The sequence below is a fragment of the Streptomyces sp. NPDC004667 genome (genome assembly GCF_040609475.1).
Classification (GTDB): domain Bacteria; phylum Actinomycetota; class Actinomycetes; order Streptomycetales; family Streptomycetaceae; genus Streptomyces.
Genome location: NZ_JBEXKC010000021.1, coordinates 1 through 15,603, shown reverse-complemented (window position 1 = coordinate 15,603; position 15,603 = coordinate 1). Strand labels below are relative to the sequence as shown.

The window sequence follows — 15,603 nt, the reverse complement described above, 5'->3', positions numbered from 1 at the left end:
AACCCTGGCATAGCGATGCAAAATGGGCATACTGGTGGTGAAGTTCTGGTTCAACTCGCGAGTCGGGACGGCTTGGTGCTGCCATCAGGGCTTCAGGGGAAAGTAAGCTTTCTCCATGGTCACCCCGAACTCAGGTGCAGACAGAGAGAAAGTTGTCTCCAAGCTGCCACCGGCGCTCCATCAAGAACTCAAGATCCGCGCAGCGGAGCTTCTGGTCGACATCCAGGTCGCCGTCGCCGAAGGCATCGAGCTGTGGCGGAACGCGGAGTCCGCGCGACCGACGGTGCAGACTGCCGGATCAGCTGTGTTCTCGACCTGGCTCCCCGTAGGCCAGTGGGAGCAGCTCAAGGTCACCTGCAACGAGCGAGAGATCCCGTACGTCCAGGGGCTCGCGCAGGCCGTGGCCATGTGGCTGGAGGAGAACCCCTCGGCTCGTGTTCGGCCGGCGGAGGCCATCACGCGACGGATCGTGGTGTGCAACCAGAAGGGCGGTGTCGGTAAGACAGCCGTGGCGGCCGGTATCGCGCAGGCGTTGGCCGAAGGCGCCGAGTCCGTCGAAGCCGTGAACCGAATCCTTCGTGAGCTGGGCGGTTCCGCGGGCGAGCTCGTGAGCCACGAGCAGCGGGTCCTGCTCGTCGACTACGACCCTCAAGGCCACCTGACCAAGCAGTTGGGCCACCTGCCGATCCCGAACAAGAACAACAGCCTTGCCCTCTTCATGGGCCAGCAGGTCCGAGACGGTCACGTCAGGGACTTGATCGTCCCCATCTCCGACGAACGCTTCGGCGGTCGCCTCGATCTGCTGCCGTCATGTCAGGACGCTTTCCTCCTCGACCTCTTGATCTCCCGGGACCGTAATCGTCAAGCCACCTTGGAACGGGTCCTGGAGACGGTCGAGCAGGACTACGACGTGATCCTGATCGACTGCCCTCCCAGCCTCGGACTCGCCATGGACGCCGCGATCTTCTACGGCCGTCGGCGTCCCGGAGAGAAGGTCGGAGCGTCCGGAATCCTGGTCGTGGTGCAAGCAGAGGACAGCTCCGCCGATGCCTACGACATGCTCCGAGAGCAGATCGAGGACGGCGTCGACGACTGGCGCATCGACATCGACCAGCTCGGGCTCGTCGTCAACCTGTACGACGGCCGCCGCGGCTACATCGCCACTTCCTCGCTCCAGGCCTGGAAGGACATAGGGAATCCCCCGGTCGTCGGCGTCATTCCCGACCTCAAGGAGCAGCGCGAAGCCGTGCGCAGGAAGAAGCCTCTCTTCGTACACGCGCCCGCACTGGATCAGGCAGTAGCCCTGCGCAAGATCACGAAGGAGATCTCGTGACCTCCTATTCCTCAGCCGCTGAGCGCGTCGGGGCCTCCGCGTCCTTCGACCGTGTCTCGCGCCGCAGCTCACGAGGCCAGCTCATCGCGGAACAGCTTGGCGAGGCCACGCTGGCAGGGCCGCCGACCGAGCTGCGCCTCGACCTCATCAGCACGAACCCCGAGAACCCCCGGGAGACGCTGGGCGAGATCGACGGTCTGGCATCGAGCCTTGCCGAGATCGGCCTTGTCCAGGCCCTCACCATTGCCTCGGTCGAGGCCTACCTCGAGCACCGACCCGAAGCGGAACACCGGCTGGATGAAGGAGCCCGCTACGTCGTGGTCGACGGCCACCGACGTCTCGCGGCTGCACGGCTCGCAGGCTTCACGACCATCAAGGTCATGGTCAACAACGATCTCGCGGCCACCGACGAAACCCTGCTGGAGGCCGCATTCGTGGCCAACACTCAGCGCGAGGGACTGACGGAGCTGGAGCTCGCCCACGCCCTCAGTCGTCTCGTGGAGTTCCACGGATCTCAGCACGAGACGGGCCGTCGCATCGGCAAGAGCCAGCCCTATATCTCGCAGAAGCTCTCGCTGCTGGAACTGGCTCCCGACCTCCAGGCCGACCTCCAGGCAGGCCGCCGTCAGGTCAACCAGGTCCGAGGCTTGAGCAAGCTCAGTGCCGAGGAGCAGCGCCAGGAGGCCGACCGCCGCGCCGAGGCGACCCGGGTCAAGAAGGAGGCGGCCAAGCAGCGAAAGAACCAACTCGTCCCGGCTCCGGCCCCCGCCGCTGATAACTCAGTTATCACCGACTCTGCGGCAGTTCCGCAGCCGCAGGCGCCGGAGGCAGAAGGCACAGGAATCACAGCGCAACCGGCAACAGACGCCACGACTGGTGATAACTCAGTTATCACCGATCAGCACGATGAGCCGTTCCTCGTCGACATCCGCAACTTCCCCCGTGCCCGCTGGGCCGATGGGCGAGCCGTGGCCGACCTCGCGGGCCAGAAGATGACACCCGAAGAACGAGAGGTTCTCCTGGTGTGCCTGTTCCAGATGCTCCCGGAAGAACGCAAGGAACCCATCCTGGAGCAGTTGCTCAGCCCGCAGGATGAGTCAGGCGACCACTAGCCGACGTAACGCCCGAGTCAGCACAGCCGGCGCGCGTACGGCCAGCTCGCTCACGCAATCGACGCCGAAGGCCCCTGCTCGCCGGGGGCCTTCGGCGCTTCCGCAGGTCCACACTTCGAAAGCCTTTCGCTTCTAACCGCTTTGACAGGTGTGGGTGTGGGTCCGGCCGATCGGCGTCTGGCCTCAGCCGGAACGACACCTGCTGGTCTCTCCGGGCTCCCGCGAGACGTCGTACCGACGGCCGCCTTTTTCGACGAGGCTGCCAGCTCACGCCGCTTCTCAGATCCATCGCCATAAGGGGGGCAGCGCTCAGCGGCCGGCATCGATGCCCTTCCAGCCGTTCCCGAGCCCGCGGCGCCGGGGCCGCGACGATCCGACAGCGGGCGCAGGGCGGGCGTTCAGCGCACCGGTCACCTGCACGGCCGCCGTCGGGGAGAGGCCGGCGGTGACCTGTCCGGAGGCGAGGACCCGGGCGTATGTCCCCGGCCCGTAGGCGGCCAGGGCCACCGCGAGCGCGGCCGCGGCCGTCTCGGCCGGCCCCGCGCCCCATCGGGGTTCGTCCTCGAGGGCGGGCGGCCGGTGGGGGAGTGCGCGGCGGGCGGCGAGGAGTACGGCGAGGGCCTGGGCGTGGGCCGCGTCCAGGGTGACGGTCAGCAGAGCGGGGCCGAGCTGGTGGACCCGGTGGCCGGTGAGGCTGTGCGCGGCGAGCGCCCGCCGAAGCCCGGTGCTCAGCACCGCCGGGTCCGTCGCGGTGTCGGCACGGCGGGCCGGTACGGCTGCGGCCGGGGCGTGCTCGATGCGTTCGCGGAGGGCGGCGACGGCGGCCGGGATGACCTCCAGGAGCTCGGCGGCCTCCGGGCTGAGCTCGGACAGCGCCCCGGCGAGCACCTCCAGCGCGGTGGCCGCGTCTTCGACGGCGCCGGAGCTCCACTGCCTGGGTCCGGCGGCGTCGGCGAGCGCGCACACCGCGATCACCGCGTTCTCGGCCAGCGGGTCCAGGGAGGTGGAGTGCTTCATGTTCCGCCCAACGAGTGCGGCCAGTCCGTGGTGCTGGCACCCCATGGTCGCTTCCGGCGGTCCGGCGCGACGGCTGCGCCCGGCTGTCAGGGGCCGGTGAGGATCGAGTGGGTGCCGATGCGGCGCCAGATCACGTGCGGGGTGCCGGGGCGTAGCTCGGGTCCGTACTCCCAGGTTGCTCGTCCTGCGGGTCCGGCGCCCATGGACCAGGTCAGTTCGTAGATGCCGACCGCGCGCTGGACGCGCTTGACGCGGAGGCCGGCGCGGAAGCGGCCGGTGTGCAGGTCGTCGACGAAGGCCGCCACGGTCTGGCGGAAGCGGCGTCGCTGCTCGGGGGTGAGGCGGTCCAGGTCGGCGGTGAAGCGGGGCAGGGCCTCGTAGGTGGGCACGGTGAACTCCTCCAGGAAGCACGGAGCCCCCGGCCGGTGGCCGGGGGCGGGGGTGGCTGTTCGTGTTGGAGGGCTTCGGTGACGTGGTGTGTTCAGCGGTGTCGGGTGCTCGGGACAGTCGTGCGCTGGTTGGTGCTCGATGAGGGTGGATTGAGTGGGAGCGGAACTACGGCGAGGGCGGGGCGCAGCATTCGCACGGTGCTGTCAGATGTCGCCGTAGTGGTCTCGCATGGCTTCCGTCCACTGCTCGGGTCGGGTCGCCTGGCAGCTGGGGCAGTGGCGGCCGGTGACGCGCTCGGCGACGGGGAAGTCGGACTGTGCGGAGCGCACCTGGAGCAGGTCCAGGAGCAGCGGTTCGGTGCAGAGGGGGCAGGGCTCGTCGTACGTGTGGGTGTTCATGCGCGGGAGAGTGCACACACGCGTGGCTTACCGTCTCGGGCTGCCGGGACGTCCCGCCTGGCGGGGCGCTTCGGCAAAGACTTGCTGATGGCCTCCCGCCCGGCGGGAAGGAGCCCAGTTCGTGCTTTCGCGCAGGTCAGGGGCGGGTTTCCATGACCCGGTGATCAGCAAAGCGGAGGTCCGTCCGGGAGACGGGGTGCGTTACCTGTTCCGCGGCGTGATGGTCGGTGACGGCCGGCGCCCTGCGGGCAAGCCGTTGCGCGCCGCGCAGGAGGAGGCAGGTGTCCCGCCCGGTGTGTGGAAGGGCCGGGGCCTGGCCGCGGTCGGCCTAGCGGCCGGGGACGTGGTGACCGAGCGGCAGGCCGAACTCCTCCTCGGCGAGGGCCGGCACCCGGACGCCGACCGGATCGAGCAGGTCCTCCTGGCGGAGGGTAAGACGCCGGCGAAGGCGCGGAGGGCGACGGTGCTGGGCAGGCCCATCGAGCACAACCAGTCGCCCGAGACCGAGAAGGCCAAGGAGCGGACGGCCTGGCTGGGGATGGACCTGGTGTTCCGGGCGCCGCCGACGGTGCACATCGCGTGGGCGCTCATGGATGACGAGACCCGCAGGGTGCTGGAGCTGTGCCAGGACATCGCCCGGGACAAGACGCTGGAGTGGCTCGAGGACGCGGTCGCGGAGATCCGGTGGAAGAGCGGCGGCAAGAACCGTGCCCGCGTCCGCGACGGGCTGATCGTCGCGGTGTTCCGGCACTACGAGTCCCGCGCCGCCGATTCTCGTCCCCTGCTCCACGACCACGCCGTGGTGTCCATCCGGGCCCGGCGGCCGGACGGGACGTGGGGCAACCAGACGGCCGACGCCCTGATGAAGCACATCGTCGCGGCCGACGCCCTCTACACCCTGCTCTTCATGGAGGAGGTCTCGGCCCGGCTCGGGTGGGCGTGGGAGCCGCGCGAGGTGACGCCCGGCCGTCGGCCCGTCATGGACATCGCGGGCATCGACCGACGGCTCATCGGGTGGCAGTCCACCCGCCGACAGCAGATCGAGGACGCCCTGCCCGTCCTGACGGCCCAGTACGAGGAGCGGCAGGGGCACCCGCCGGGGGAGCGGGCCGCCTACGCGCTCGCCTGCCAGGCCGCCGACCAAACCCGCTTACCGAAGCGCACAGAGCTGCGGTCGCTGGCCGAGCTGCGCGCCGCCTGGCGGGACTCGGCGGCCCGAGCCTACGGAGCCGACGTCGTCGCACGGCTGGCGGAGCGCGCCCGAGCAGCGGCAGCGGCGGTATGGGTGCGGGTGCGTCCGCTCGTCGACGTCGCCCTGGCCGCCGTCGAGACCATCGCCGTGGTGTACGTGATGCGCGGCGCGTTCGCGCACCGCCACCTCCTCGCCGAAGCCCGCCGCCACCTCTCCTACGCCCTGCGCGGCCGACCCCACCAGCACGGCCTGGACGAGGAGATAGTCCAGGCGGCCATCGACGCCTACACCCGCCCAGTCGGCCGAGGCCGGATGATGACCGCCGACCTGCGCGCCCTGTACCCGCACGAAACCGAGGATCAGGCCGTGCTGCGCGCGCTGACCCGCAAGCGCGCCGCCTCCCCGTACGAACGGGCCCGTCTCGCCGCCGGAGCGCTCACCGCCCGCGTCCACGCGCTACGCCGCGCGGACCGCCTGAACGCCCGGCCCCGGCCCCGGCCGCGCACCGTCACCGTGCCGACCACCCCGGTCCTCCGCCCCGGGTGGAGGACCGGCCGGGACCTGGAGCCGACGACGGACATCGCCGCGGCGGAGCTGACCAGCCGGACGCTGGAGGCCGCCGCCGAGGTGGCCGCGCGCCTCCAGGCCGGCATCCGGGAACGAGCTGCCGCCCGCCGCCCTGCACCACAGCCCGCCCCGGCGTCGGCCCCGCCGCCGAGCGTCCAACAGCCTGTCCAGCCCGCACAGGGGCGGACACCACCCACCGGAGGAATCGCATGACCGACATGCCGCCCGCGGACCCGAGGATCGAAGCCGTCGCCGCCCGACTGAAGGAGGCCGCCCAGAAGCGCGCCGAGGCGTACGCGCCGCCGACGGACTGGCGGCCGATCTGGAAGCGGCCCCGGAAGCCGAAGTCCATCAAGGCGAAGAACGCGGAGCTGGCCAAGCAGCGCAAGCGGCTCAAGGCGGCGGGAGTTCGACGGTTCTACGGCGCCCAGTCGCGCCGTCCCCGGCCCCGACAGAACCGTATCGCCAGCGCCGCTGCCCGCCGCGACGCTCGCGCCCTGTCCCGGATGCGGCACTCGAACGCCTGGCTGTGGTGACGAAGCCGGGCACCGTCCACCGAGTGGACCGCCTCGGAGTCGACACCAGGTGGATCCCAAGTGCCGCCGCTCTTCGAGGACGACCGGGAGCCGGCCCGGTCCGGCTGCGGCCTCTTCCGCCGACGCGGCTGCCCGCGACGCCCGCCGGGCAAGCCCAAGAGGAGCCTGGGCAAGCCACCCTTGGGCACCGGCTTGCCCACCCCCACAGGGCGGCCGGTGATCGGTCATCGGTCACCGTCAGCCCGTGCCCCAGGGCGCGGTCGTGCCGGCCGGTGACCGATGACCGGTCACCGGCCGTTCGGGAGTTGCACGGACCGGTCACGGCGCGGTGACGTGCTGTTTGACCGATCGCGGGCGTCGGATCGGCCGCGCTGATCGGTCACGTTCCCTGCTGGGCAAGCCCTCGCCACGGAGGGCTTGCCCAGCGCCCGTGCCGCAGGACGGGACGCCACCCAAGGTTGTGGCCGCACCGTCTGGGACACGACGGCCCGGAGCCGGACGAGGCCTTCCCGGGGGACGTACGACGGAGACATGAGACGACACCATCACGACAACGCCACGCTCATGCCGACGTTTCCGGGAGACATGTGGCACGCCCTCGCCTCCCTCCACGGAGCCCACGCCGATCCCGTCGGCAACATCCCGCCCCTCGACCGCCCCGACGCCTTCCTCTCTCTCACTCGGCCCGGTGACATCGCCTTCACCGCGCGAGTGGAACTCTCCGGAGGGGAGACGATGGGCCACCTGCCCAAACTGATCACCGCCCTCACCCGCGGCATCACCTCCACCTACGAGCTGGGGGCTGCCGCACCGCCCGGGACCGCGCTGGAAATCACGGTCGGCAAGCGCCACCAGCTCGCCCTCCACAGCGGCCGCGTGCTCGGCCTCACCCAGCTCCTGCGCCATGCCGTCGACACCATCGACGCGCACGCCACTTTCGGCGATGGACTGTGCTGCCACTGCTACGGCACCGGGCGGGCGCATCCCCTGTGGGAGGTGGAGGCCGAGGCCGTGGAGGCTGAGAACCTGGGCAAGCCTTAGGCGACCCTGGGCAAGCCCTTCACGAAGGGCTTGCCCGGACTCCACTCACGGGCTGTGCCGTCCCGGGCGTAGGACGTCGTCGTAGATCCGGGCCCGGACGCCGGGCTCGCCGGGATCCCGGCGCACCGGGCCAACACCCGATGTGGCCCAGCGCTCTTCCAGCGCGGCCATGACGGCCCGGACCGTGTCCTCGTCCCCGCCGGTGATGTCCAGGACCACCAGGCCGGGCCCCGCGATGTGCTGCTCGTCGATCGGCTTCATGAGCCCTGCGACGGCGTTGGGACCGGACCGGTTCGCCGGCGGCCCCCCGTCCACTCGCACGAGGGATCCCAGGCCGCGGATGTCGCAGGGTCGGCAAGCTCTGTCGGGGTGCGGCCCCCGTCGCGGCCCTGATGGCCAGGGCCGCACCCCGTACGTCCGAACGTACTCCGGGGCCGAAGCCGGCGGTGGTGCTTTTCTCTGGGGGCCGTGAACTGCCGCCTCACCCGTTCGCGCGCGGCCGGGTGCCAGTGGGGTGCGACGAGAACAGGCTGGGCGCATGTCCGCGAAGCTGATCGTCTACCCGCCCGATGAGCAGGGCTGGCGCCGGGTCCGCTACGACGGCGTCGCCATCGGGGTCGCGCACCACCCGGCCGACATCCGGGTCTTCCTCGCGGCCGCCGGGCTGGAGAACGCCGACGACGTGGACCTCACCGACCCCGACTTCGTGGAGTGGCGAGGCGCCGGCCCGCAAGCCTGGGAGCCCTCCCGCTGATACTCCGCGACGGGTTGCACCGGAGGGTGGCTGGAGGGTTGTCTGCACGGTTGTACTAGGCGGGGGACCGCAGGTGTGACCGTGAGTGGGACCCCCCGAATCTGGTGATCTTGCATTCGTGAAGGTCAGATGCCGTGGGCAAGCCCTCTTCGGAAAACGACACCTCTTTGTCCGCGATAGCCGGACGAAGAGGTCTGTCCCGTGTTCGGGGGACCGGCGCCGTCGCAGGGGTACATGTACCGGTATGGCTAGTGAACGGATCCGGTGGCCTATCGTCGTGCACCGCGCCCGGGAGATCGTGGACGGGTACGCGCCGCTGAAAGTCACGCTCAGGCAGGTGATGTACCGCCTCGCGGCCGAGGGCGCGCTGCCGCACACGCCGCCGATGTACCGCCGGCTGTCCTCGCAGCTGGCCCAGGCCCGCCGCGAGGGCCGCTTCCCCGACCTGATCGACACCGTCCGCGAAGTCCACGTCCCGCCGGCCTGGCCCGACGCGGACGGCAATCACGAGCCACGTCCAGCGGTCTCCGGCCTCGGGGGTGCGGAGCTTCGGGCGGGTCCACCCCAGGGTCTGCTTCATCAGCCGGAAGGTGTGTTCCAGGTCGAAGCGCCGCAGGAACGCCTGCCAGCGCACGTCGACGTTCTCGCCGCTCAGGCCGGTGGCCGACGACCACAGCCAGAGCGGCAGCGGGTCTTCCCCGCCGGGAAGGTGGTCGACCTTGGTCGGAGCACATGATCAGACGAAGGCCGCCTCAGCGTCCGGCGAACACCCAGGTGAGCGGCCTAGTTCGAGGAGCATTTCGACTCACCGATAGGGTGCATCACCATGATGCGCGCTTGGATCCTGCCGATGCTGCTTGTGCTCAGCGGCTCAGCCGTCGCGACTGGGCAGATCTTCACGGGGAGCCCCGGCGCGGCCGCAGCACTCCTGCTGGCGTTCCTGGCGCTCGCCGGCGTGAACTCACCCCTCATCTTCCCGAGGTCCGTCGGTGCTCAGGAGGCACAACGCCGCAGCGCGGTCGACGGCCGACCGGTCGTCTTCTGGCGGCCGGGCTGCAAGTACTGCATACGACTGCGCATCCGGCTGGGCCGCAGCGCCCGCCAGTTGCACTGGGTCAACATCTGGCGCGACCCGGCAGGAGCCGCAGCGGTGAGAGCAGCCAACGACGGCAACGAGACCGTGCCAACCGTCGTCGTGGCGGGCCAGCCCCACACCAACCCCGATCCCGAATGGGTGCGCGAACAGCTCTCCCCTTCCGCATGATCAGAAACTGCGCCCAGAGGTTAAAAGACAAGGTGAGTACCTGTTTCTGAACCCGGAAGCCGCAAGCCACCCCACCAGTGTCCGGCTCGCGAAGTCCGCGGAAGCGTTTGCCGAACGGTCACTGTGACCGTTCGGCAAACGGAACTGCAGGGGCGTGGAGCGGGCGGGACGTTCCCCATCGGGAACTCGACCCGGAGGCTGGGCGGGGAAGGTCGGTGGACCGGACCACCCTGATCATTCTCACGGTGATGGCCACTAACAGGGCCCATAACCCACCTGCTACCAAGCTACCGGCTCTGCTTGTGCGGGGCTGAGCACTGGCTGCGCTAGGCCGCCGTGGGTGACGAGGACCTCGGCCAGGACCAGCACACCCCGAGCCCGCCCCGTTCTGCGACCCCGAGTCGGCACTGCGCCAGGCGCTGGCCGACCGGTCCACCGAGTACGGGTAGATCAGCCTGCCCACCAACTACCTGGCCGAGCACCGCGCGCTGTTGGCGGCTCAGTTGGCCGGGCCGCACACCTCTGCGCTGAAGGGCCCCCACAAACACGCCTTCAGGGTTATACCCGGGCCGTCGTACACCCAGGGCGACTGGCTGGGGCTGGTGGTCGGGCCGTACGCCCACCCGCCGGTGCTCAAGTTCCTGATGCCGAACTCACAGCCATTGGGGGCGGCGGTCGGATCGATCGCCATGTAGTCGTGACCACTGTGGAGTTCGACCTTCTCTAACGCGGTGCAGCCGCCGCTGCGGATAAACCAGGAGCCCTCGGCGGCCTGCGCCGAGGTCGCACTCCCCACTCCGATCACGCCCATCGCCACCATGGCGAGCGCGGCGGCCGAGGCACGCTTTCCGGTCCTGGTGAATCGCATGGAATCCTCCGGTTCGTCGGTCCCGCCCCGAGCTGGCGCCCGGGGCGCACCCCAAGTCCAGCAGCCGACAGCACGGAGCACAACTGATCGAGCGGAATCCGGACGATCCTGGACACCGGCCCCCGCATGACCACTCCGACACCATTCGGCTGGCGGGCCGGGTCGCTGACAATAGCTCTTGCATCTTCGACGCGAGGTCTGTCGGGCTCACGTCTCGGGATTGTCTTGGGGGAGGCCGGAGCGCTGCAGCGTCTCCATCAGGTGGGCTGCGTGCTCGGGGTGCTGTCAGGGGTTCAGAAACAGGTACTGACAGTCCAGGTGGGAAATCCGGCAAACGGGTCGCCTCACGCGAGCAGGGCCCGCGGTCGCCGCGACCGCGGGTGTGCGGGTGCGAGCTACCGGCCCGGCGCCTTCCTCTGACCCAGGCCCGAGTGGCCTCGATGCTCAGTGAGGGCCCAGGGAAGCGAATGTCTGCTCGCCCTCATGGACCTTGTGGGAACCGTGGGCTGTGGCCCAGTCGACGCGCTCACTGATGTGGTGGTTGTAGAAGCCCATACGCAAAGGATCTGGTGACTGGAACATGAGAGATGCGAGATGTCCCGCGGCTGCTTCGCTGCGGCGCCTTGCCGTTTCGGCCTCGGCGTCGTTCCAGGCAGCACGTTCCGTTGCATAGGCAGCGGCTGCCGTCGGAAACTCGAACACCAAGGTTTCGTCCTTGCCTACCTGTGGCCTGCGGACGGTCACCTCGGCGCCGTCCACACTGACGATGGCCACGACGTTGCGAGCGACTGCTTCACCCCGCTGCACCAGGCCGTACCGGCCGGGCTCGATCCAGTCACCTTCCCAGCGGACATCATCGCGTTCGGTCTCGCGCGCCTCTCCACGACGCGCATACGTAGTCGCTTCCTCGGCAAGCTGGTTGGCTTTCTCGGCCACCCTGATCGATGCGTCGCTCTTTCCGTTTGCCTCCTGCGCAAGGCTGTTGGCCTTGCTCGCCTGCCTGTGCGCCAACTGGGCGTACACGAGCGCCCCCAGCCCCGCCACGCCCCCGACCCAACCTGCTGTATCTCCCCATTCCATGAAGAAACCGTAAGGGCGGGCACTGACGAGCTCCTCACGCCCAGTCGACGCTCAGCTTCGCGAGGGCGGTGAGCTGGTCGGCGGTGAGCTTGTTGCGTCGGCTCTTGGTGTTGGAGACCCACACGCCGAGCTTCACGACGATCGGCTCCGCCTCACCCTCGACCGTGATCTCCTCTCCGTGGGCCCTGGGGACGGGCCGGTGGGCGCCTTCCCGCTCGACCCACTGCGTGAGGGCCTCCAGGCCCCGTTGGAACGCCTGCTGCGCCTTGCTCGGCCCCTTCGCCCCGCGACTGGCCGCAGGGGCGGGAGGGGGCGCCTGATCGGGCTGCACGCCCAGCGCGGTCAGCCGCTCCTGCTGCTCGGGCAGCAGCCGGGCCCAGGTGGCCGGCTGCTTCTGCTGCTGGAGCCATTTGCCGACGTTGTCGCCGTCGAAGACGACGCCCGGCGCGATGTAGGGCAGGACGTCGTCGGTGTCGACCAGATCCGCCAAGACGCGGTAATGGCGCTGCCAGTCCAGCGGCCACGGGCAGTCCCAGTCCTCGTCGATCTCGGTCAGCTGCGCCGCGCGCTCTGCGACCCGGTCCGGGTCCTTGCCCAGGCCGTTCTTCGCGCCCTTGCGCCGAAGGTTGGCCATGTGCTGCCCGATGGGCACCATTTCGTCGTCCTCGCCCCAGACCGCGTCCTGCCGGGGCGCGAGGTGTCCGGTGGTCTGCTGGTACGACCGGAGCGCGGCGAGTTTGGCTTCCCAGGCTTCCTCGCCGGGCTCCCAGACCATCCCGGCCTCCGGGGCGTCCAGGAGGACCTTGCGCCGGTCCTCCAGCTCCTCGGCCCGCAGGGCCTTGCGTTGCTGGTGCACCCACCGCCCGAGGGGGAAGTTCTTGGTGACGCCGACCTCGGCTTCCACGTCGTAGGGCACGGCGTGGAGGCCGGTGATCTCGTTCTCCTTCCGCCACCGGAGCAGGGCTTGGTAGCCCTCCAGCCACACCAGGGACTCGGGCTGGTAGACGCGGGTGCGCAGGAACGCGGCGATGGTGGCGGCGTCGCGCGGGCTGGAGAAGTGCAGCAGCGCCGACTCGGCTGCGGCGTCGGTTCCGTCCTCCTGGTCCTCGCCCTCACCGCCGATGCCGACGATCTGCCCGTCCTCGTCGCGCCGGAGGTGGGTCTTGCGTTTGCCGTGGGTGTGGGCGCGGGAGGCGAGCTGCTCGACGAGGCGCTCGTCATGACTGCGCAGGCCCTGGAGGACTGCTACAAGAGGGCGGAAGCTGGCGCTGGCGACCATGTCGGTCGGGTCCTCGTTCGGTTCCAGGAAGACCGGCACGATGATCCGCGCCACCTTGGTGGAGCCGTCCTTGTTGAGCCGGAGCGCACGGCCGATGTTCTGGACGATCTCCACCTGGGAGCCGCGGGTGTCGGCGAAACAGATCGCCTCCACCCCGCGCTCGCCGGTGATGTCCACGCCCTCACCCAGGACGCGTACGGACGCGAGGAACGCCCGGTGCACACGCCGGTTGTCCGCGTCAATGCCGTTGGCGAACTGCCGCAGGACCTCCCGGCGCTCGGTGACGAGGTGGTCCCCGCACAGCCACGCCGACCACACCCGGTTCGGCGGGACGTGGCGCCCGGCCTCCAGCTCGTAGAACTCCGCGTCGATCGACGACGCGGGTTGCTTCTCCGCGGCCGCGAGATCGGCGTCGGAGGCATCGGTGGCGTACAGCTCGGCAGCGGTCTCCGGCAGTTTCTCCGCGAACGCGGCGGCTTCCTCGACCTTCTGGTGGAAGGTCATGACCGTACGCAGGTTGTACGCCGCGGCGTGCTCCAGGAGTGCGGTCTGCAGCAGCGCCAGGCGCCGGCCCCGCTGCGCCTCCTCCGGCTCGCCGAGTACGGGGGAGGGGTCGCGGATCTCCAGCACGTCGATCTCGAACCCGGCGAGGATCCCCCGCTCGATCGCCTCGGAGAGGCCCAACTCTGCCAGCCACGCGCCGTAGGTGCCGTCCGGGTCGTCGGCCATGCTCGCGATCTCCGCCTCCTGGCCCCCGGCGCCCTTCTGCGGCCCGGCCGCGGCCAGGATGCGCGGGGTTGCGGTGAGGTAGAGCCGGAAGTCGGCCGGGATCCGTGCGTTGTCGTGGATCGCGGCCCAGGGTCGTCCGAGGTCGCCGGCGGTTCCGTGGGCTTCGTCGACGATGGCGAGGTCGAAGCCCGCCATCCGCTGCCCGTAGAGCCGCTCCCCGCCCGCGAGGGCGGCCTCCAGGGGCCCGCGAATCTTCCGCTGGCCCTTGGGTGCGTCGATGTCCTCACGGTCCACCAGGGAGGCGTACGTGGCGAACACGACGACCGGCCCCGAAGAGGCCCACAGCGCGAGCTGGATTGGGTTCGTGGTGGTCCGCACCCCCAGCTCGCCCAGCACCGGGTCGTTCTCCAGCGAGCACACGGCGATCATCGGGGCCCGGTGGCCCACCAAACGCCACGCCTGGGCCGTCTGCGCGAGCAGGTCCAGGGTGGGCACGGTGACGAGGATCCGGCCGTCCGCGAAGGACTCCAGTGCGCACGCGGCGGCCGTGATCGTCTTGCCCGAGCCGGTCGCGGACACGATCGTGGCCCGGGCACCCTGCGAGGGCGCAGATGATCTTGCAGAGAATCCCACCCATTTCCGGAAACTCGATTTCTGATCCACCTGGTGTTCTCTGAGCGAGATCAAAAGGATTCTCCTGGTTCAGGAAGGACCTGTTCAACGGAGGTGATGAGACTCGTCCGGTAGGTGCCCCCAGGTCGTCCGTAGGTGCGCCAGGCCCGGTAAGCAGCCTCGCTGAGTGAGCCTGCCATCAGGTGGACGACGAAGTCGGCATCCGTTGGCAGGTGCTCGCCGACGGGCCGGCCGGCGATCCGGTAGACCCGATGCCTGAGCGGCTCGATGGGCGCCTGACCGTCGGGCTGTCCGGAGTGCGCTAGGTCTTCTTCAAGGCGCTGGAGACGCTGTTCCTCATAGCGGATCGCGCGCGGGTCCTCGGCGGGCTTGTAGACGGGCATGTGCCGTTCGGCCATGACGTGGGCGATGCGTCGCCACTGGTTGTGCTGGAGGTAGGCGATGTGCAGTTCGCTCAGGCTCTTTGGCTCCTCTGGCCTCGTGCCCGCTAGGGTCTCGCGTTCCTGTGCGAGTCGTACGCGTTCCATGACCTGGTTCAGGTCCAGGCCTGTCGCTTTTCTCAGCACACCGAGGCGAGCCAATTCGTGGGGAAGGTAGTCGTAGACAGACATCCGTGAAACCTCACTCGATGCGCCTGGAGGGTGTGACTCTTTTTCTCCAATGGTACATGCTGCATCATGCTAGGGTCGGAGTTCGTACACACGATGACGACCGATGGCGGGAACGAAGGGGAACGGGATGATCGAGAACCTTTGGACGCCTGCCCATCAGGCGGTCGAGTCCAGCGGCCATGTTGAACTGACCCGCCTCCTTGACGAAGGCGCAGACATCAATGAGGTGTGCTGTGGGATGACCCTCCTGGAGCATGCGATCGACCTGGAGGGGGACTCGGCACTCCAGTCAGGGACTCCGATCGACAGTCGGCTCACCGTGATCCTGCTGGCCTACGGGGCAGATCCGAGACCCCAACCTCCGGGACGCATGTGCGTGGTAGATCTGGCCGACCACTACGGTCACGACATCGCCTACCGTCTGATCGACCGGATCACCTCAGCTGCCCCGGCCAGCCGTCCGCGAAGTGGGCTGTGGCCCTGGAGGCGAAGCCGGAAGGGCTGAAAGGGCGGGAGCGAAGCAGACGCCCAACGGGCTGAAAGCCCGGACTCCGTGAAACGGAGTCATCCAGGCCCGCGCAGCGGGCCGTTCGAGGTGGAGCGAAGCGGAATCCTCGAACCAGTCCGGAGCGAAGCTCCGGACTCCGGCCCGAAGGGCCAGCCCTGGGCCGGCGAAGCCGGACCCCGCTGAGCGCAGCGAAGCGGTTCTCTCCCACGCGCGCAGCGCGTGGGTGACGGTCGTCGACCCCGCCGGCACCTTCGTGGACGTGACGGTGACCTTCGGGCAGGACGCGCTGAT

At 69.5% G+C, this 15,603-nt stretch carries 16 protein-coding genes and 1 pseudogene; 8 read left to right on the top strand and 9 right to left on the bottom strand.

Features of this window, described 5'->3' with window-relative positions; all coding sequences use genetic code 11:
- Positions 1-115 precede the first annotated feature (115 nt).
- Positions 116-1,333: a ParA family protein gene (locus ABZW32_RS14580; protein WP_356215388.1), complete on the top strand. Its 1,218-nt coding sequence runs from the start codon at positions 116-118 to the stop codon at positions 1,331-1,333.
- Positions 1,330-2,445, top strand: coding sequence for a ParB/RepB/Spo0J family partition protein (locus ABZW32_RS14575; protein WP_356215386.1), 1,116 nt, complete (start codon positions 1,330-1,332; stop codon positions 2,443-2,445). The genes ABZW32_RS14580 and ABZW32_RS14575 overlap by 4 nt, the downstream gene beginning before the upstream one ends.
- Positions 2,446-2,754: 309 nt before the next feature.
- Here the strand turns inward: ABZW32_RS14575 and ABZW32_RS14570 are convergent, their stop codons facing one another.
- The 3 genes from ABZW32_RS14570 to ABZW32_RS14560 form a co-directional block, all read right to left on the bottom strand.
- Entirely contained in the window at positions 2,755-3,462 is a 708-nt protein-coding gene (locus ABZW32_RS14570) for a hypothetical protein (RefSeq protein ID WP_356215384.1), read from the bottom strand.
- 86 nt (positions 3,463-3,548) lie between these two features.
- Complete coding sequence (locus ABZW32_RS14565; RefSeq protein WP_356215383.1) at positions 3,549-3,851, bottom strand: hypothetical protein; 303 nt, start codon at positions 3,849-3,851, stop codon at positions 3,549-3,551.
- A gap of 204 nt (positions 3,852-4,055) precedes the next feature.
- Positions 4,056-4,250, bottom strand: a complete 195-nt coding sequence (locus tag ABZW32_RS14560) for a hypothetical protein (RefSeq protein ID WP_356215381.1) — start codon at positions 4,248-4,250, stop codon at positions 4,056-4,058.
- Between the two features lie 220 nt (positions 4,251-4,470).
- Between ABZW32_RS14560 and mobF the strand changes: the two genes are divergently transcribed.
- From mobF to ABZW32_RS14545, 3 genes are all read left to right on the top strand, one after another.
- On the top strand, positions 4,471-6,222 hold the full coding sequence (gene mobF / locus ABZW32_RS14555) for a MobF family relaxase (RefSeq protein WP_356215572.1): 1,752 nt from the start codon (positions 4,471-4,473) through the stop codon (positions 6,220-6,222).
- Positions 6,219-6,545: a hypothetical protein gene (locus ABZW32_RS14550; protein ID WP_356215380.1), complete on the top strand. Its 327-nt coding sequence runs from the start codon at positions 6,219-6,221 to the stop codon at positions 6,543-6,545. Before mobF ends, ABZW32_RS14550 begins: the two co-directional genes overlap by 4 nt.
- 531 nt (positions 6,546-7,076) lie before the next feature.
- Positions 7,077-7,586: a hypothetical protein gene (locus ABZW32_RS14545; RefSeq protein WP_356215379.1), complete on the top strand. Its 510-nt coding sequence runs from the start codon at positions 7,077-7,079 to the stop codon at positions 7,584-7,586.
- Between the two features lie 45 nt (positions 7,587-7,631).
- Here ABZW32_RS14545 and ABZW32_RS14540 read toward each other — a convergent pair whose 3' ends face one another.
- Positions 7,632-7,847: a DUF6207 family protein gene (locus ABZW32_RS14540; RefSeq protein ID WP_356215377.1), complete on the bottom strand. Its 216-nt coding sequence runs from the start codon at positions 7,845-7,847 to the stop codon at positions 7,632-7,634.
- A gap of 277 nt (positions 7,848-8,124) precedes the next feature.
- On the opposite strand from ABZW32_RS14540, the gene ABZW32_RS14535 reads away from it, so the two are divergent.
- On the top strand, positions 8,125-8,340 hold the full coding sequence (locus ABZW32_RS14535) for a hypothetical protein (protein WP_356215375.1): 216 nt from the start codon (positions 8,125-8,127) through the stop codon (positions 8,338-8,340).
- Between the two features lie 499 nt (positions 8,341-8,839).
- On the opposite strand, the pseudogene ABZW32_RS14530 reads toward ABZW32_RS14535, so the two are convergent.
- A pseudogene (locus ABZW32_RS14530) lies at positions 8,840-9,058 on the bottom strand (transposase); the annotation flags it as partial.
- A gap of 108 nt (positions 9,059-9,166) precedes the next feature.
- On the opposite strand from ABZW32_RS14530, the gene ABZW32_RS14525 reads away from it, so the two are divergent.
- Complete coding sequence (locus tag ABZW32_RS14525; RefSeq protein WP_356215373.1) at positions 9,167-9,604, top strand: glutaredoxin domain-containing protein; 438 nt, start codon at positions 9,167-9,169, stop codon at positions 9,602-9,604.
- Between the two features lie 499 nt (positions 9,605-10,103).
- Here ABZW32_RS14525 and ABZW32_RS14520 read toward each other — a convergent pair whose 3' ends face one another.
- From ABZW32_RS14520 to ABZW32_RS14505, 4 genes are all read right to left on the bottom strand, one after another.
- Positions 10,104-10,472 (bottom strand): hypothetical protein, encoded by a 369-nt coding sequence (locus ABZW32_RS14520; RefSeq protein ID WP_356215371.1) that lies wholly within the window; start codon positions 10,470-10,472, stop codon positions 10,104-10,106.
- Between the two features lie 444 nt (positions 10,473-10,916).
- A complete protein-coding gene (locus tag ABZW32_RS14515; RefSeq protein ID WP_356215369.1) occupies positions 10,917-11,552 on the bottom strand; it encodes a hypothetical protein in 636 nt (211 codons plus the stop codon).
- Between the two features lie 34 nt (positions 11,553-11,586).
- Positions 11,587-14,247 carry a Helicase associated domain protein gene (locus tag ABZW32_RS14510; RefSeq protein WP_356215367.1) on the bottom strand — a complete coding sequence of 887 codons (2,661 nt, stop codon included), beginning with the start codon at positions 14,245-14,247 and terminating at the stop codon, positions 11,587-11,589.
- Positions 14,244-14,804, bottom strand: coding sequence for a hypothetical protein (locus tag ABZW32_RS14505; RefSeq protein WP_356215365.1), 561 nt, complete (start codon positions 14,802-14,804; stop codon positions 14,244-14,246). The genes ABZW32_RS14510 and ABZW32_RS14505 overlap by 4 nt, the downstream gene beginning before the upstream one ends.
- Before the next feature lie 127 nt (positions 14,805-14,931).
- Here ABZW32_RS14505 and ABZW32_RS14500 point away from each other — a divergent pair, with 127 nt between their 5' ends.
- Complete coding sequence (locus ABZW32_RS14500; protein WP_356215363.1) at positions 14,932-15,309, top strand: ankyrin repeat domain-containing protein; 378 nt, start codon at positions 14,932-14,934, stop codon at positions 15,307-15,309.
- The last annotated feature ends 294 nt before the right edge of the window (positions 15,310-15,603 follow it).

Bases quoted from the DNA above. Each gene is read 5' to 3' on its own strand.
- ABZW32_RS14580 (WP_356215388.1), top strand. From the start codon at position 116: ATGGTCACCCCGAACTCAGGTGCAGACAGAGAGAAAGTTGTCTCCAAG.
- ABZW32_RS14570 (WP_356215384.1), bottom strand. From the start codon at position 3,462: ATGAAGCACTCCACCTCCCTGGACCCGCTGGCCGAGAACGCGGTGATC.
- ABZW32_RS14560 (WP_356215381.1), bottom strand. From the start codon at position 4,250: ATGAACACCCACACGTACGACGAGCCCTGCCCCCTCTGCACCGAACCG.
- mobF (WP_356215572.1), top strand. From the start codon at position 4,471: ATGGTCGGTGACGGCCGGCGCCCTGCGGGCAAGCCGTTGCGCGCCGCG.
- ABZW32_RS14550 (WP_356215380.1), top strand. From the start codon at position 6,219: ATGACCGACATGCCGCCCGCGGACCCGAGGATCGAAGCCGTCGCCGCC.
- ABZW32_RS14545 (WP_356215379.1), top strand. From the start codon at position 7,077: ATGAGACGACACCATCACGACAACGCCACGCTCATGCCGACGTTTCCG.
- ABZW32_RS14540 (WP_356215377.1), bottom strand. From the start codon at position 7,847: ATGAAGCCGATCGACGAGCAGCACATCGCGGGGCCCGGCCTGGTGGTC.
- ABZW32_RS14535 (WP_356215375.1), top strand. From the start codon at position 8,125: ATGTCCGCGAAGCTGATCGTCTACCCGCCCGATGAGCAGGGCTGGCGC.
- ABZW32_RS14525 (WP_356215373.1), top strand. From the start codon at position 9,167: ATGATGCGCGCTTGGATCCTGCCGATGCTGCTTGTGCTCAGCGGCTCA.
- ABZW32_RS14520 (WP_356215371.1), bottom strand. From the start codon at position 10,472: ATGCGATTCACCAGGACCGGAAAGCGTGCCTCGGCCGCCGCGCTCGCC.
- ABZW32_RS14515 (WP_356215369.1), bottom strand. From the start codon at position 11,552: ATGGAATGGGGAGATACAGCAGGTTGGGTCGGGGGCGTGGCGGGGCTG.
- ABZW32_RS14505 (WP_356215365.1), bottom strand. From the start codon at position 14,804: ATGTCTGTCTACGACTACCTTCCCCACGAATTGGCTCGCCTCGGTGTG.
- ABZW32_RS14500 (WP_356215363.1), top strand. From the start codon at position 14,932: ATGATCGAGAACCTTTGGACGCCTGCCCATCAGGCGGTCGAGTCCAGC.